Here is a 13,888-nt window from a genome sequence, read left to right as displayed (position 1 = left end):
GCCGCCCATTTTTGCTTACGATGAGCGGCGGCTTCATCAGCTTCCAGAGTGCAACTCTGCTACCTTTTTCTTTAAATCTTCAACTTCCTGCATTAATGCCAGAATCGCTTCATGGTGAAGTGCTGCAGCCACACCGTAGGTATCAGGGCTTAAAACCTTCTCTACGACCGTACCATCATCCAGAGTACGGTCACCACCCTCGAAAACGAATTCAGGAAATACATCCTGCACTTCCTGGGCAATAAACCCAATCCCTGGGGCCACGCCATCCAGACGCTGCCAGGTTACGCCGCGAAGCTTAACCATTTTTCCTAACGGGTCCTCGATGCGTTTGATGTCGAACTTAAGTCTACCATCTGAGTTAGGAACCCATGACCCAGGAGCAGTTGCTGAACCATTGCCAGAAAAAATGTACGATGCCCCCCTCACATAGTTGCCAGAGCCGTCTAAAAGAGCTACGTCAAGCTGACCATATCCGTTTGATTCACCCCATTTGTATCTACCTGACAATCCTGTAAGAACCCGTGTAACACCGTTAACTATATAATTTGATGAGAACGCACTACCTGACACTTCAGTGCCTGAGGCTGGATCTGAGGCCGATTTATTAATTGCATAAACATTTCCAGACACTGAAATCTGAGTGGAAATATCACCACCAGTTTTGCCATTCACAGTGACAAATCTCGAATCATCTCCGGCGGCTACCGTGCTGGCAGTCGTTCCAACATTTCTGGTTGCGCTGTTTCCCAGACCGAGGTTTATGCGAGCGCCTGATTCGGTTGTCGATCCGGTACCGCCCTGGTTAACAGGTACGGCCCCGCCGCTCTTAGTCGCCATATTGTCAGACAGATATTTCCATGACGGGCCGGTGAAGGTAGTGCCGTCTGGCAGCTTCACTGTGATGTTTCCGGCGGCGCTGTATACTTGCTGCCAGTTCTGTTTGTCGTAATTCAGTCCACGCAGCGCTTCTGCACTTTGTGCCACCAGCGCGGCAGTTACCATGTTCAGCGCAACGCGGGGGACGGCTGACCAAGCAGCGCCGGATTGCGTTGGCCCGGTAAAGTTGCTGACCAGCGTCACCTGGGTATTACTGTCGACCGTTTTCACCGGCAGCGTGTAGGGCACACCGCCCACAGTCGAAACAATGAAATCACCTGCGGCGAGTTCGGTTGCGAATGAGGTTCCGGCACCGCCAACAACAGCGGACCCATTTGTCAGGTTGATAGTTCCTGCAGACATATGCGCTCCTTTCGGGCAATAAAAAACCCCGCCGGAGCGGGGTTTATTCAAAAATGTTTGAGTTATTGGCAGGTGGTACTACTGAACGTGTTTGCGCTGACCCATGACCAGTTAAAGGGGTAACCGGCGCGGTACTGGGTCTGGTTACTTTGCTTGCGCACTCCGTAAATCTGGACGATGTTTTCCTGTCCTCCGATCAGGGCCGTTCCGGTACATATGGGATGCTGCTTCTGAAGAACGCCAGCGCAACCGGAGAGCAATACAGCCACCGCCAGGCAAAGAATCATGTTTTTCATCGTGGTTATATCCCAGGGTATTAACGAAGCTAAACAATAACAAGATGAATCAAAGGTATATAATTGATTTTGTAGATCAATAAAACATAATTGATCGCCGAAAACGATCAATCGTAGTTGACGCAGTTGATGGCCATAATCACGTTTCTCAGATTAGAATACGCGACGTTCTGAAGGCTTCCGCTGGGCGTTGTTTGTGGTCTGGCGAATATTCGCGTGTTGCCTCCCTCAAGTTTCGCCATGCTCTTGTATATCGCCGAGTAGGGCTGCGGCTGGCCGCCAGCCGATATCACTCCAGTAATCAAACCCAGCATGGCAGGCATACAGGCCCATTTCCCCGCCAGCGTGGTATTGATGTTATAGCCTGAACTTGCATCTATCCCGGCAGTACCGAGGGTTACCACATCACTGAGTGTCCGCGTTTCGTTTGTCAAAATAAGCGTCCCTGACGCATCCCAGACGGCCAGCCCGTAGTCTGGCTTTGTCTGTGGGAAAATAGAGAAAAAATAAACGTACGCTGTGCCGGTTGCATTTGGTCTGAGGAAATCAATAGTGATGGTGTTCCCGCTTATCGTCTGGGTGATTTCCACCTCAACTGTGCAATGAACAAAGGCGACAACGGGCTGACCTGAGGGAAATGTGTGCGTCACTTTGGTATTGAAACCCGATGTCCCCTGTAGTTCTGCTGTCTTCCGTGCCTGCAACGAAATAGGCGAACTGTTAGCGGTGACCCATACTTCTCCGGCCGTCGTCGTCAGTAAAACGCCATACTGCGCCATTTATGCCCTCTCTATCTGGAAAATGAGATACGCCGCGGCCGCAGGCTCAGTCCCTGCAGAGTAGTCGGTATCGCCTACTGCCGATACCGTTGCGGTCCCACCTGAAATAGTGATCTTCCTCCGGCTTGTTCCCCACTGATCGCCGTTCATGATCTGAAAATAAGTAAGCTTACACCCCGGTGGAAGCACTACGGAGTAAGAGCCTGTTTTTTCATTCTGGGCCAACTGTAGGTAGCCGCTTACACTGACAGGCTTAATTCCATAGTTGTTCACCCTGCCTGATGCGTCCCAGGTTTCAACACCGTACTGAGCCATCGCTGTTCATCCTAAAAAAGGGCCCCACCTGAGGCCCAATGTTTACCATGTTCCCGTGATTCTCCCGATCTGCACCCTCAACACATTGTTGGCGTCACGCACACTGATTGTCTGGTTTGTCTGTTTCATGGCTCCCTCTCCAGCTGTCGAACCGTAGTTCTCAAATGTTCCTGATTTATCCAGCCTCCACCCGACAGACCCTGCAACATAATTGTTGGACTGGATAAAGTTACCGATTTTGGCATTGGTGATCGTGCCATCCTGAATAAACGCTGAGCTGATAAAGACCTGGCCGTTGTAAACGAAGAACGCAGCCTGGTAATTTCCCGGGTCGCTTCCTGAGTAAATACCAAACTGATCTGCAGCAAAGACCACTGTGGATTTATAGCTGTTCCCCGATGGCTCAATCGACATACCGAACCCGGTGCTGTATTTCACTCCATTCCTGATAATGCCGAGATTAGTGACATAAGAAGCTTTTGCCGTTCCATCAATATTTACTTCGGCGGTAAGTTTCTGGTTAACCGCAGCCGTCAGACTGCCCTCTGGTCCGATTGATGCCTGAACATAGGTTGACAGGTCAGCGAGCCCCTGCTCGGCTGTAGCAACGGTTGTTTTAACCTCTAGGATGTCAGCACGAACTTCGCCATACTGAGCCCACTGGTGTTCCACGGTTCCGTGGTTTGCCAGCGTATTTGACATGATACCTTCCAGATTAGTATCAACACCCTCCTGAACATTTTTAAACGCGTCTGACTCGCGTATCTGCTCATCAATGAGATCTATCATTCCAGGGATATCAGATGACGCCTGGCCTGACACCTCAACGAATTCAGACACACCAAAAGCATTCCTGGTGCGCACATAAACGTAATACGTTTTATCTGCTTGTAGGCCGTGAAGCGTCCACTGGTTTGAGCGACCCAAAAACTGCGCCAGGTCTTCGATATTAGCCGGATCGGTAATCTTGTTTTGCCCTGAGTACCAGAATTCGAAAGAAGTATCTGTGGTAGCGGTGATACGCATGACTGGCACCAGGTCAGCAGAAAACAGGCCGGGCGTCCAGATAATGCTGGATGGTGCAGGTGGCGCACCGATAATCATACTGATCTGCGTTTCAACACCTTTCATCCCGTTTTCATTGCGGCCACGAACACCCAGCGTATAGCTACCGGCAGCCAGCCCATAAAACTCATACCGGAACTGGTCGGTTTCGTACTGAGAAACCACTTTCCCATCAGCCGAATAGACATACAATTCGAAAACCAGCTTTTTGGTCGTCGTGGCTGTTTCCCAGGTTGCCGTGACCTGTACTGTTTCCGAATTGGTGTTAATAATCCGCAGGTTTTCAACGTTCGGAACGCGGTAGCCATTAAGCGTGTCGTTAGGAATTTCGAACACTGCGCCTTCATCCACAATGGCCTGTTTATTCGGATCATGCTGTGACGCAGTAATACTGTATACGGAATTGTTTTCTGTCTCTGCGACGCTGAGGATACGAAATAACCGAGTTGAGACGTTGCTGGAAGAGATAGCAAACACTGTTCCATCCCGCACCCATGATGGAGTCGTCTTCAGGGTTACCACGTTGTTAGCAACGCCATCAATCACGTACTTCACGAACTTACCGCTGCTCCCCATGATAGACATGGTATCGCCGCCAGCTATAAGCGATGATTCGACAGCATCAACGGTAATTTTATTGCCTGAATGTGACATAATTCTGCCGCCGAGCCGCGCGCCAGCATAGTTGTTGTCCATGATTTCAACTATGTCACCGGGCGTGAAATGAATGGCATCTCGGGCCATCTGGAATGTTAATCGACTGCTCTCACGCTTTGCAGTTTCCAGTAGCCACTTCCCTGCTCGCCATGCCTGCCCGCGAGAGGTACACCCGAAAGCCTCAAGGGTAGTCTCGTTGTAATTTCCACGTGCAATCATGTCGTCATCGGATACGTACTCTTTTACCTGCTCCCAACCGTTATCCGGGTCGGTCCATGACACCACCACTGCATTGTATTTCTCAGAGCGCTTCACAGAGCTTCGCTTGAAGTTGCCATCAACCACGTTAGCATTCGTGATTGTCGCAATCGGATCTTGTGGCGCATCCAGCATGACAGACAGGCGCACACCGTCCCACAATGCAATTCCACGGAACATGCTCGCTATCTTGTCGAGAATGTCTCTCGCACTAGCCTGCTCTGTGATGTAGGCGTTTAGCGTCATGCGTGGTTCTTTTCCGCCGAACCCATCATCAACAAGCTGATCGCAATATTGAGACAGAACATAGAGTGCACCGTCATCAACATCTATGTAGCCGGCACGTTTAGCCAGTCCGAAACGGGTATTCTTCGCCAGCTCTCTGAACAACCATGCCGGGTTATTGGTCCAAGCCTGCTTAAATCCACCCAGCCATAAACCGGAGTAAGTGCGGGTTATCGGGTCATAGTTGTCTGGTACAGACACAATCAGCCCGCGGAGATGGTAAGTACGGCTTGGAGTGTCAGTGTACTGGTCACGGTCGATAACAGCGCCAGCGATGGCTGAAAATGGATAGCTCAGATTGTCGTCGGTGATTTCACTGTAGCTATTCCAGGTAGTGCCGTTGGACAGCAAATCGCTGCTGCTGTCCGGTGTAATGCGGCGAACGCGAATATCAAACGGCTTGATATCCGGAGCATCAATAAGATGGGCCTCAAGATATTCGCCTGATATCTTCCCGGTGATGGTCACGGTCTTTTCAATAACCCAGCCTGAAGCGCCAGTTCTGCTCTCCAACACCAGAGTGACGGACGTGTTTTTCTGATTGCCTTTGGTGTCCTGCTCGACCAGTCCGGTGACACCAACGTTAAACCGCACCCGGGTAACGTCCTGATCGGTTATGGTGCGAACCAGCGGAGTATCATAGGTTACTTCGGTGTTTACGATGGTGGTCGCTTCAATAGCAGAGAAGCCATTAATGGGGGATTGCGTTTCAGAGCCGGGGCGCCAGGCGACGCTGACACCATTTACGCTGACACTGCCTGTCGCATCAGTTACGGGAGTCTTATTGAGCTTGAATGATGACAGGTGTTCCTGATCAACGGGCCCATAGATAGGCCCTTCGCTGATGAGATCCAGTACCCGGTAAAATTGCTTTGACTTGAGGTTATCGTCGAGGAGTTTGGGGGTTGATGCTTTGCCGCCGCCTGAAGACATAATGCCACCTTAGCTAATAGATTCCGTCCAGTCCTGGTTGTTGCTTGTGTCGATACCGAGTGAAATTACGTTCGAACCGACCTCCATTTCTCCCAGTAGGAGTGGCACCGCGCGCCCCTGCCCCACCCGGTTCTCAGCACTGGTAAATGAGTTATTTGTGAGCGTATTGGTCTCTGCGGCTTCTGCGGAGGTTTTGGTCTTCATGTTGCGTGACATGTAAACCGAATAAGCTATAGACGCTACGCTAACGGCAACCGCAATCCATGCGGCCGCAGCGGCGGTGATCGCCCCCTCCACTACCGGCACGAACAGGACCACTGAGCCATCTTTAAGGTGGCGGTCCATATGCCATTGCATCGCAGATGCCTCAATATCCTCGCCCGCTACCCGCATACGCAGCTTTGTATTGAGAAAGGCTTTTTTGAATTCGAAATCCTGCGCCAGAAGAAGGCGTAATCCCTGCGCTGGAGTATCAACGTTCAGGGATATCTGGCGGTAAAATCGGCGTAGATTGCCTGCAAATTTAAAGATGAGCACTGTTCGTGTCTCCAGATTGAATGCGTCTGCTTGATGTATGCCGGGCGCATTTGTTCTCGTCTGCTGAGGTGTCCGGCATGGTCATGGTGAAGTACCAGGTTGTCATGAAGGAGAATCATTGAGTGGCATGGGTCGGCGCCGGGGAATGGCTGCCTGATAATGACGTCACCGGGTTGTGCATTCTGCATAGATACCTGATAGAACCCGTTGTCCGGCATGTTAGCCAGATAGAGATTCTCTCCCCGCAGCCACCATCCGTTAGTGCGCTCAAAATCAGGCAGGTCGATTCCGCAAAGGTGGTATGCGTCCCGAAAGAGCGTGTAGCAGTCCATGATGCCGTGCTCGAACTTGCGCCCCAGCAGGAGTGGCACAGGCCTGTATTTCCTGAGCTCTCCGTCAGATGCCAGCCACCATGACAGACCGGTCATAACCTGCGTCTGCCGGTCAGCACCTGAAAGCGCTGGCTGGCTTTGCGGGTGCGAATGGAAGACCGCTGTAATCTCCCCTTCTTCCTCCGCCGCAAGCCAGTCATCGTCACTTATGCGGAAATTATGCCAGGGCTCTGGATGCACATTCCGACAGCGAAATACTCGCTCGTCGTTCAGGATTAGCGCGCACACTTCATCCTGCGACGATGCCGCATAATCGAGTAATTCATGCATCAGGAGACCTTTTGAGAGCCGGGGAAACTGCTTATTGGCATTGGTTCAGGACGTGGGTAGCGAAACCGGCAACCGGTACGACGGTGGGAGCATTTATCCTTCGCTGGATCAGTGGTTGGGTTGTCACGCTCATCTGCAACAGGCGGCCCGTCATATCCACACCCGACGCCGCGATACTGCCACTGGCATACGTCGGCGAGAATGGTCCGGGCCGGGATGATGGCGTTGTCGCAGTCAATCGGTGTCGCCAGCGTGTATGTCACCTGCTCGAAAGTCTCCTCTGTCATCTCCTCGACAACGTAGCGGGACACCGCCTCCTGTGTCGGGTCCGCGTCAGGGTTCCCATTCGGGAAATTCACCGCATCCAGATTTTTTACCGGAACCTGCCGGCGAGTTATAACCACACCGAGCATATCGTCGAAGTCGTGGTTGATGCCCGTCAGCAGGCCGGTAATGTTGGATACCGCCATTGACGGCCTGGCATAGGTCCCTTCGTTCTTTGACTCGAATCCTTCCACTGCTATCGGGTACGCCTGGTACTGGTTACCTTTCCATATAACATTGCCATAATAGCCGTTTGTGCCGGAATGGAACCGGATAAGGTCGCCACCAAAGGGTTGCAGGTCAGCTTCGAACAAATCGATGAATGCGCCTACTCCGGCGTCAACGCTGTCGATAATTAAATTTGCTGGTATGTCGCGCACGGCAAACTCCCATAAAAAAAGCCGCTCGACGGCGGCTACTGATCTTTTGTCAGGATGTGAAACAAAATAAAGAGGGGTTAGGCTGAAGCTTCAACACAAAAGGAGGTTTTATGTCTGGCCTGATAAACCCAAAAGACTCACCAGAAGAATCAGCGTATGCATTATTGATTGAAATGATTAGAGCCCAAAGAGTACCCGTTTACTCCAGCGGAAATATTTCTGGTCTTCTAACAATGTATGACCAGGCAGTGCAGCATTTTAAAGATGAGGATAAAGAAAGCAGTTAATCCCCATCGCAAAGCCTGATAAAGCTCTCACGAACGGATTCGGCAACAGCATTGGCCTTTTCCGTTCGTTTATCATCTTCCCACGTCGATATCCCATCAAGTTCGCGAGAAAGCGTCTTTGCCGCTGCTTCAATTACATGATCAGGTAGTTCGGTAAATTTCATAATAATCCCCTTATCGTGGCACTTGTTCAAACGTTGCCGTCAGTTCAAATAGCGGCCCCGTCTTTGTTAAACTCCAGGAGCGGCAGACAAACAGCGCCTGCACTCCGGTATCTGATGGCGTCCAGTAGAAGGATTCAACCGCGCCCCGTGCTTTTAGGAACGCCTCAGCATCCTTGGCAGAATTACTCCGGCAGACACCGCCTACCCCCCTGAAGGTCAGGGAGTATTTATCCATTAGCGGATTGATACCCTTCACCTGTCGCTGCTCGTAGCCGTCACCGAGCTTAACAACGGCTACGTTTGGGGTACGTTCAACCTGGTAAGCGCGCTGTGGTGTCCATGTGAATGTTTCTGGCATCACTTCCTCCGTAACAGTCCATTTGGCCTTTGTTCATTGCTTATTGCTCGCAGTGCTGCGTTGTAAGCCATCTTTTCAAATTGCTTAACGGTCTCAGGGCTGTTTGGGCTTCCTTCAAAATGATAATGATTGGTTTGCTGCACAACCACCCCACCGCCACCTCCGGCCTTATCGGCAGGAATAATCTTCCCTGACTGGTTCGGGATGAATGCCTGCTGTCCACCTGCAGTCTGAAAGATTTCAGAGCGTCCATCTTCGTTGATGCGGTAGGCATTGCCGGCAGATACCCCACCACCGTAGCGACGACCACCACTCATGCTGATACTGGCAATATTGGAAAGCAGTGACGCTCCAGCAGAAGCAATCGCGGCATAGTTTGCCAATTTCTGTGCAGGTGTCAGTGCTGTTGGATCGGCCATTGCCTGCATGATTGCTGTGTTAAGGCTTAAGGTCGACTGAGCCACAGCAAATGCTTTCGCTGCAGCGAACATCGCAGTATAAGCTCCAGCGCTTTTACCTGATGAGTTTGCAATAATGGACGCAAGGCTTTCGAATCCCTGAGAGACCGACCCCAGCAAAGATCCCATAGCTGCGACTTGTGCGTTTGCTTCATCCACCGCAATTTTTTTACGTGCATTGGAAGCCGTCAATTGGATTGCGGTTTTTGCATCCTCATATTGCTGGACGCTTAATACCCCCATCTGCTGATAACGATTCAATGCAGCGAGTTTTTCCGTTTCCTCAGCGTTAATCTGCGCGGTCGGGTCTAAAACCGCTCCTGTCACAGCATTTGGTGTAACTTTATATTCTGCATTTACTTGGTCGGTAAATTTCTTTGCTTGCTCTGACTGCTGACGTTTTTTTAAGGCATTCGCCGCATCCCATTCAGCCGCAGCATATTTCCTTATCTCAGCGACCTGCTCTTTCGTAGCGCTACTATTTAAAGACTGCTCAGCCCTTAAGATGGCTTGTTCACGAGATAGCTCTTGCGTGGTGGTTGCAGCAAGACCTGCTCTTTGTTTGTAGTCTGCAATTTTCTGCGCATTTGACTGCATTGCTGTGGCAGCTTTTGACGCTTCAGACGTGGCGTCTTTAGTTTCCTTTTTGCCTTTCTGCTGAGCTTGCTGGGCGTCGTATTCGGCAGCAGCCCTTTCCCGTGCAAGCCGTACATCTGGTTCGCTTCCACCAAGCTTCCTGATGTCCTGCTCGGCCCTCAACTGCGCACGCTTGCGATCGTTGAGTTCGCTCTGAAGCGTCACCTGGTCTTGCAGTTTATCAAGGTAGTCCTGAACATCTTTCGGGCGCTCTACCATCAAACTGCTGGAGTTGAATTTTTCCTTCGCTTTTGCAGCGAAATTAATCATGTCGCCAAGCCTGCCCATCATGCCAGCGGCGACACCCGCTTCCTCCCCATCCCGGCGAAGCAGATCAATCCCTTGCCTCATCGTGCCATTAAGCGTGGCGCGTCCAATGTTAATAGCATTCTGAGTCTGACTAAGGCGATTCTGAGCACGTTCAAGTTCAAGGGCTGCAATTGCTAATTTATCCTGAGCCCCACCTAACGCTTCAGCAGCCTGACGGCCTCGGGTAGTGTTCGTTCCCCAGTTAGCTATCTCCCTTTCTTGCCTTTGAACAGCAGCTGTAGCGTCGTTAAATTCTTTCTGTGCGTCGGCTACCGCATCGCTAAGTGCGGGAAGGTTCTGGCTTAGCTTGCCAATGGTTGCTGCCAGCTCAGTATGCGACATGGTCTGGAACTTGGCACTAAGTTCATTAACGCTATCTGCCAGGTTGTTGGCATCATCTCTGGCCTCTTTAGCTCTCTGGGAGAAATATAGAATCGCACTGGCCGCGAGCATGGCGGCGCCAGCAGGGCCACCGATGAGAGACAATCCTCGGCTAACCAGCCCTGCTCCTGTAGACAATCCAGCCTGTGCGGCTTTATTTGCTGCCAGAGCGCGATTGTAATTATCAACAGCTCCAGCTGCTGCTACACGGGCCGCAGATAAACGTTGCTCAGCAGCGGCAGCGTTCGTTGCGCTAACTGCTGTCTGCTTCATCATTTCCGCAAGGCGGATTTCATCCAGCGCACGTTCTTTTGCGACGGCGGCAGCGCGGAGATCTGCTGTAGCTTTGTTTGCCGTCGCCTGTGCGGCCTGCAGTTCAGCGGCTGACTGATTTCTTGAAGCCACAGCAGACTTAACTTTAGCAGCGGTCGCCATAGTCAGAGCGCCAACGTAACGACTTCCCATTACCGCTGCGACACCAGTCAGAATGGCGCTTAAAGCGCCGATGTTCTCACTGACGCTGATTACGGCGTCGTTGAAAATCGCTGTACCGGTTTTAACCGTAGAGTTTTCACCAAAGAACTTGGTGATATTGTTTCCGGCAACCTGCAAAGCCTGACTGATAGTTGTGGTTGTATTGGCGAACTCATTGCCGATCGTCACCCCCTGTGAAAGTAACCCGTTCACCACAACATCAGTAGTCAACTTTCCAGCCGCAGCCATCTGACGCATCTGTCCAATACCAACCCCCATAGAGTCAGCAAGCGCCACTATCAGGCGGTTCCCCTGCTCATTCACAGAGTTGAATTCTTCACCGCGCAGCGCACCTGATGCCAGCCCTTGAGACAGCTGGATAATAGCGTTTTCCGCCTCTTGCGCGGTCGCGCCGGAGACAACAAACCCTTGGTTGATGATGGTAGTCAGCTTAGCCAGATCATCAGCACTGGTTCCATATTCCCTGGTTGCTCGCTCCAGTCGTGCATACAAAGAAGCTGTAGCGTCGAGGCTGCCCCGAGTTTGCTGTGTGATGTTGAATACTCGCTCAGTAACGTCAACCAGCTGCTCGCTAGGCCGAAGGGCGTTTGCCAGTTTGTTGTTCAGAGTCGTCCATGCGTCAGCGTATTGAGCCACCTGCCGCACAGACAAAATTGCCATAAGAGAAGTGGCAACCCGGCTTAGGCTGCCGAAGGAGGAGCTCAGCGATGATGCAGCCTTGTCTGCGCGGTTGAACCCGCCTTCCATGCCGTCAGTTACGTTCCGCACCTGCTTGTCAGCGCGTAGCAACTGAGCCGTATCAGCCTTAATTACATATTCAATATCGCCTACGTTCTCGGCCATTTCATTTTCTCCGGGCAATAAAAAACCCCGCCGGAGCGAGGTTTTTTTATGTGAGGTTCGTTAATTGCCTTGGATGGCATTGATCATCATCGACTGGTTGGACTGCTGAATGATGCCATCGCTTGTTTTCATTTTGACCTTGGCATCCTGAATACCTGTTTTGGTGTAGGTGTCACAGTCAGCTTTGGAAATGCTCAACTCGCCTCGCCGGGCAAATTCATCTTGAATCTTGGGTATAATGTCGGTATTGCCGTAACCCATTGCCTGCCCCTTTAAGATACATAGCCCTGTATCATCATAAGATGTCAAAGGCCGCTCTTGAGCGCATCCCGCTAAAAGAAGTGCACCCGCAACAATTAAAGCCATGCTTTTCATATTCCTATCACTCCACTACTTATAATCAGATTGCGTAACGACCTTTTTATTATCTGGCCCTGAGCAAGAGACCATAATCACGCCATCGTTTGTCCAGATTTTTACGATGTATAAGACCCCTGTATCGACTACCTCTTTCGCGGGGTAATTTCCAGCAATCTGATTCATAATGTCGCGAGCGCTGCTTTTGCATTCATCGAACGAAACGTTTTCTACGCTTTTTGTTACAGGCGCCCCCTGCGCTGGATACTGTCCAGCCGCGTCCATGTTGTTCAGTTCTTCTTTTGTATATGTTGTAGCAGCGCTAACATTAAAAGCAAAAGCTGCTAATAATAAGACCAGCCTCTTCATATCCCTATCCCCTTTGGTAAAAGTGGAAACATCCTACCCAGGAATAGCACAGGTGCAACGGCAAACGCTGATTTATTGATCTCGGTCGACTGGAAACAGGAAAACCCGCAGTTAAGCGGGTTTGAATTACTCACGGTTTAAACGGGGTTATTAGGCCACATCAGCACCATGAATCAGGTGGCGCAACGCTTTCACGCCTTCAGCGTTATAACGAAACGCTTCGACCTGCTTATTGGAGTGCACTGACTTGTCCAAGAAGAACTTGCCATTCTGCTCAGTTTTGAGGTTGTTGGCGTTGGCGATGCGCCCAATCTTTTGAGCGGAAACACCAAGCATATCTCCAACCTCTCCAGCCGTGTGGTAGTGTTCCTCAATTACCGGAAGCGGGATTGCATCATAGCCGATCAGTGGGTTAATCAGTGACGCCGCAAGGGTTTGATGCGCCATCGGGTCGAGGCGTGGCAGCAAAGACATAATCTCACGGGCGCTGGCGATGTTCTTCTCCAGCGCTTGCGCTTTCAGTTGATCAGCTTTTGCCAGGCGATACTCGGTGATGCCTGTGTTGCTTTTCGGCATTGCCGGTAACGCCTTCATGTCTTCCAGCTTATCAACCAGAGAGCGTCGAACGGACTTAGACTCACGTGCAGCTACACGTAAAGCCTGCTTGATCGTCATGTCGATAACCTCTACAGGGCGACCGCCGTTGCTGCCGGAGGGTTTTACACTTTTGGTGTAAAACTCCCCCTCAAGTTCATCGACAATTTTTTCAATGAACTTATTATTACGCACTTCCGGCTCTCCGCATTGCTTACGCGCCTGATTGACCATTTCAAGCAATGACTGGCTATCGATGGTTTTCTCGACGAGATGCCCTTTACCTGGTAAACTTACTTTTGTCATGAGTTGGATCCTTTTGACAAGTTTCAATGGAAGCCGGCAGGTGCGAACTGTCGGCTTTTCTATTTGCATCACTGCAAAATTCCTTTCCCGTATGAGAAGACGTTTTTCCAGTCACTGTCTCCCCATGGTTGTTCTTTGATATGGTTCGTTTCTCGCTTGAGAATTTCGCGAGCTTTATTGATCCCACGACTGTAATTAGTACCAATGGAACTAAAGCGTGGAACCAGTCGGTGCTCAGCCACCAGCAACAAAGGGTGAACCTCACGACATGCCTCATACATAACCGCAGCAGAGCGCCACAGATATGCCAGGCTACATAACTCTTCATCCGTAAACTGTTTTGCGATAGGTGAGTGTTGTATTTCGCGATCCAGGATATCCAATACCCAGCGGCGGAAATCCTTAGCTACTTTCGTAGTGGCGAACATTGCGATCAGATGACATCCACGCAGAGAGAAAACACGAACCGGAATATCAACGACCCCAGTCTTTCTAACGACACTCATTTTGAGGGTCGTTGATGTTACCAACGGTGCAAAACTGATCCACCCCAGCGGTTGAAAATTGATCCAGGGGTTAATCTGCTCCTCTGAATACA

The 13,888-nt window shown here is 50.8% G+C and carries 16 protein-coding genes; 1 reads left to right on the top strand and 15 read right to left on the bottom strand.

What is annotated here, in order from left to right; all coding sequences use genetic code 11:
• Window positions 1-36: 36 nt before the first annotated feature.
• From C6A40_RS19855 to C6A40_RS19820, 8 genes are all read right to left on the bottom strand, one after another.
• Window positions 37-1,242 (bottom strand): tail fiber domain-containing protein, encoded by a 1,206-nt coding sequence (locus tag C6A40_RS19855; protein ID WP_114191378.1) that lies wholly within the window; start codon window positions 1,240-1,242, stop codon window positions 37-39.
• A gap of 62 nt (window positions 1,243-1,304) precedes the next feature.
• A complete protein-coding gene (gene cor / locus C6A40_RS19850) occupies window positions 1,305-1,538 on the bottom strand; it encodes a phage exclusion lipoprotein Cor (protein ID WP_114191377.1) in 234 nt (77 codons plus the stop codon).
• A 107-nt stretch (window positions 1,539-1,645) separates the two neighbouring features.
• Window positions 1,646-2,317, bottom strand: coding sequence for a hypothetical protein (locus C6A40_RS19845; RefSeq protein WP_048962473.1), 672 nt, complete (start codon window positions 2,315-2,317; stop codon window positions 1,646-1,648).
• The gene (locus tag C6A40_RS19840) at window positions 2,318-2,632 is read right to left on the bottom strand and encodes a hypothetical protein (RefSeq protein ID WP_059362929.1); all 315 of its coding nucleotides are present in this window, start codon (window positions 2,630-2,632) and stop codon (window positions 2,318-2,320) included.
• Window positions 2,633-2,674: 42 nt separating this feature from the next.
• Entirely contained in the window at window positions 2,675-5,830 is a 3,156-nt protein-coding gene (locus tag C6A40_RS19835; protein ID WP_114191376.1) for a host specificity protein J, read from the bottom strand.
• A gap of 9 nt (window positions 5,831-5,839) precedes the next feature.
• Window positions 5,840-6,367, bottom strand: coding sequence for a tail assembly protein (locus C6A40_RS19830; protein WP_045336285.1), 528 nt, complete (start codon window positions 6,365-6,367; stop codon window positions 5,840-5,842).
• The gene (locus C6A40_RS19825; RefSeq protein WP_114191384.1) at window positions 6,310-7,029 is read right to left on the bottom strand and encodes a C40 family peptidase; all 720 of its coding nucleotides are present in this window, start codon (window positions 7,027-7,029) and stop codon (window positions 6,310-6,312) included. The genes C6A40_RS19830 and C6A40_RS19825 overlap by 58 nt, the downstream gene beginning before the upstream one ends.
• Window positions 7,029-7,733, bottom strand: coding sequence for a phage minor tail protein L (locus C6A40_RS19820; protein WP_114191375.1), 705 nt, complete (start codon window positions 7,731-7,733; stop codon window positions 7,029-7,031). Before C6A40_RS19820 ends, C6A40_RS19825 begins: the two co-directional genes overlap by 1 nt.
• 110 nt (window positions 7,734-7,843) lie before the next feature.
• Between C6A40_RS19820 and C6A40_RS19815 the strand changes: the two genes are divergently transcribed.
• Window positions 7,844-8,020 carry an ATP-NAD kinase gene (locus C6A40_RS19815; RefSeq protein WP_114191374.1) on the top strand — a complete coding sequence of 59 codons (177 nt, stop codon included), beginning with the start codon at window positions 7,844-7,846 and terminating at the stop codon, window positions 8,018-8,020.
• Here the strand turns inward: C6A40_RS19815 and C6A40_RS25035 are convergent.
• The 7 genes from C6A40_RS25035 to C6A40_RS19785 all read right to left on the bottom strand — a co-directional run.
• Window positions 8,017-8,184 (bottom strand): hypothetical protein, encoded by a 168-nt coding sequence (locus C6A40_RS25035; RefSeq protein ID WP_161958635.1) that lies wholly within the window; start codon window positions 8,182-8,184, stop codon window positions 8,017-8,019. The two genes, C6A40_RS19815 and C6A40_RS25035, sit on opposite strands and share 4 nt — an antisense overlap.
• Window positions 8,185-8,194: 10 nt before the next feature.
• Window positions 8,195-8,542, bottom strand: coding sequence for a phage tail protein (locus tag C6A40_RS19810; RefSeq protein WP_114191373.1), 348 nt, complete (start codon window positions 8,540-8,542; stop codon window positions 8,195-8,197).
• A complete protein-coding gene (locus C6A40_RS19805; protein ID WP_114191372.1) occupies window positions 8,542-11,664 on the bottom strand; it encodes a tape measure protein in 3,123 nt (1,040 codons plus the stop codon). Before C6A40_RS19805 ends, C6A40_RS19810 begins: the two co-directional genes overlap by 1 nt.
• A gap of 60 nt (window positions 11,665-11,724) precedes the next feature.
• Window positions 11,725-12,039, bottom strand: coding sequence for a hypothetical protein (locus C6A40_RS19800; RefSeq protein ID WP_063863418.1), 315 nt, complete (start codon window positions 12,037-12,039; stop codon window positions 11,725-11,727).
• A gap of 15 nt (window positions 12,040-12,054) precedes the next feature.
• A complete protein-coding gene (locus tag C6A40_RS19795; protein WP_239991060.1) occupies window positions 12,055-12,390 on the bottom strand; it encodes a hypothetical protein in 336 nt (111 codons plus the stop codon).
• Window positions 12,391-12,540: 150 nt separating this feature from the next.
• The gene (locus C6A40_RS19790) at window positions 12,541-13,290 is read right to left on the bottom strand and encodes a hypothetical protein (RefSeq protein WP_114191371.1); all 750 of its coding nucleotides are present in this window, start codon (window positions 13,288-13,290) and stop codon (window positions 12,541-12,543) included.
• Window positions 13,291-13,358: 68 nt separating this feature from the next.
• Window positions 13,359-13,888 (bottom strand): P22AR C-terminal domain-containing protein (locus tag C6A40_RS19785; RefSeq protein ID WP_275061031.1); only part of this gene is annotated, 530 nt, incomplete at its 5' end.

This window comes from Enterobacter sp. GER_MD16_1505_Eko_090 (genome assembly GCF_003331015.1).
GTDB lineage: Bacteria > Pseudomonadota > Gammaproteobacteria > Enterobacterales > Enterobacteriaceae > Enterobacter > Enterobacter roggenkampii.
The sequence above is the reverse complement of the archived record's forward strand: the minus strand, read 5'-3'. Positions and strand labels throughout refer to the sequence as shown.

What these genes read in the sequence shown, in the direction of transcription:
- C6A40_RS19855 (WP_114191378.1), bottom strand. Translation starts at nt 1,242, where the DNA reads ATGTCTGCAGGAACTATCAACCTGACAAATGGGTCCGCTGTTGTTGGC.
- cor (WP_114191377.1), bottom strand. Translation starts at nt 1,538, where the DNA reads ATGAAAAACATGATTCTTTGCCTGGCGGTGGCTGTATTGCTCTCCGGT.
- C6A40_RS19845 (WP_048962473.1), bottom strand. Translation starts at nt 2,317, where the DNA reads ATGGCGCAGTATGGCGTTTTACTGACGACGACGGCCGGAGAAGTATGG.
- C6A40_RS19840 (WP_059362929.1), bottom strand. Translation starts at nt 2,632, where the DNA reads ATGGCTCAGTACGGTGTTGAAACCTGGGACGCATCAGGCAGGGTGAAC.
- C6A40_RS19835 (WP_114191376.1), bottom strand. Translation starts at nt 5,830, where the DNA reads ATGTCTTCAGGCGGCGGCAAAGCATCAACCCCCAAACTCCTCGACGAT.
- C6A40_RS19825 (WP_114191384.1), bottom strand. Translation starts at nt 7,029, where the DNA reads ATGCATGAATTACTCGATTATGCGGCATCGTCGCAGGATGAAGTGTGC.
- C6A40_RS19815 (WP_114191374.1), top strand. Translation starts at nt 7,844, where the DNA reads ATGTCTGGCCTGATAAACCCAAAAGACTCACCAGAAGAATCAGCGTAT.
- C6A40_RS25035 (WP_161958635.1), bottom strand. Translation starts at nt 8,184, where the DNA reads ATGAAATTTACCGAACTACCTGATCATGTAATTGAAGCAGCGGCAAAG.
- C6A40_RS19810 (WP_114191373.1), bottom strand. Translation starts at nt 8,542, where the DNA reads ATGCCAGAAACATTCACATGGACACCACAGCGCGCTTACCAGGTTGAA.
- C6A40_RS19805 (WP_114191372.1), bottom strand. Translation starts at nt 11,664, where the DNA reads ATGGCCGAGAACGTAGGCGATATTGAATATGTAATTAAGGCTGATACG.
- C6A40_RS19800 (WP_063863418.1), bottom strand. Translation starts at nt 12,039, where the DNA reads ATGAAAAGCATGGCTTTAATTGTTGCGGGTGCACTTCTTTTAGCGGGA.
- C6A40_RS19795 (WP_239991060.1), bottom strand. Translation starts at nt 12,390, where the DNA reads ATGAAGAGGCTGGTCTTATTATTAGCAGCTTTTGCTTTTAATGTTAGC.
- C6A40_RS19790 (WP_114191371.1), bottom strand. Translation starts at nt 13,290, where the DNA reads ATGACAAAAGTAAGTTTACCAGGTAAAGGGCATCTCGTCGAGAAAACC.